Below are 1,315 nucleotides of genomic sequence, written 5' to 3' on the forward strand. Positions count from 1 at the left end.
GGGCGGATTCCAGGGGTCGTTGCAACACAAGTGATCAACTGGCTTCGGTCAGGAGTTTAGCCAAGCGCTCGGCTGGGGTGTCCCAGCCGAGCGTTTTGCGTGGTCGGCGGTTGAGTTGGGCGGCGACGGCGGCGAGGTCGTCGGGGGTGTGGACGGAGAGATCGCTGCCTTTGGGGAAATACTGGCGGAGCAGGCCGTTGGTGTTTTCGTTGCTGCCACGTTGCCAGGGCGAATGCGGGTCGCAGAAGTAGACCGGCATGTTGGTGGCGATGGTGAACTCGTGGTGGCGGCTCATCTCAACGCCTTGGTCCCAGGTCAGGGTCCGTTTCAGGTGGGTGGGCAGTGTCTGGATGGTGGCGATGAGACCGTCCCGGACGGTTTCGGCGTCGTGGCGTCCGGGCAGGTGCACTAGCAGCACATAGCGGGTGGTGCGCTCGACCAGGGTGCCGATCGCGGACGTCCCGCCACCACCGATGATCAGGTCGCCTTCCCAGTGGCCGGGCACGGCCCGGTCCTCGACCTGGGCCGGACGGTCGCTGATCATCACCATCGGGGCGGTGAAACGGGGTTGGCGTTGCTCGCCGGTCCGGCGGGGTTTACGCACGGTGCGGCCGGTGCGCAGCGCCCGGGCCAGCTCACGACGCAGTTCGCCGCGTCCTTGGACGTAGAGGGCCTGGTAGATCGTCTCGTGGGTCACGTGCAGCTCCGGGCGGTCGGGATGGTCCCGGCGCAGCCGGCGGCTGATTTGCTCCGGGCTGCACCGGTCATCGAGCATGCCCTGCACCCGCTCGCGGAGTTCGGGGTTGGCAGCGATCTTGCTGGTCTTCGGCCGGGCACGACGAGCCTCGGCGCGGGCCTGGGCGGCATACGGCCGATAGTCACCGCTGCCGGGATGACTGTTCCGCCTCAGTTCCCGGCTGATCGTGCCAGGATCACGGCCCAGCTCGCGGGCGATGGCCCGCACACCAGCTCCTGCCCGGTGTAGGTCAGCGATCACCAGCCGCTCGTCCTGAGACAGGAACCGGGACGACACCTCGAGCCGGGCAGGGACCGGACGTGACGGCGGGGCGGAAGACTTGGTCGTCTTCCGCCCCGCCTGGCTTGCCCTGCCGAATCGCCACCGGTGCCCGGTCCTGCGGTTGATCCCTACGATCCGGCACGCCTCAGCCGTGCCCACACCCTGCGCCACAAGATCAAGATAAGCCTGGCGCTCGGCAAGCAACTTCTTACGGCCCTGAGGTGCCCGGTCCTTGCGGATCTCGAACACTGCAACCCCTGAACGAGTCAGGCGTTGCAACCACCACTAGAACCCAAG

General features: G+C 67.3%; 1 protein-coding gene. It reads right to left on the reverse strand.

Annotation, left to right across the window (positions count from 1 at the left end):
- Positions 1–34: 34 nt before the first annotated feature.
- Positions 35–1,267 (reverse strand): IS30 family transposase, encoded by a 1,233-nt coding sequence (locus tag AC07FN_RS45895; protein ID WP_478401384.1) that lies wholly within the window; start codon positions 1,265–1,267, stop codon positions 35–37.
- Positions 1,268–1,315 lie beyond the last annotated feature (48 nt).

The organism is Saccharopolyspora sp. NPDC045941, assembly GCF_056431445.1.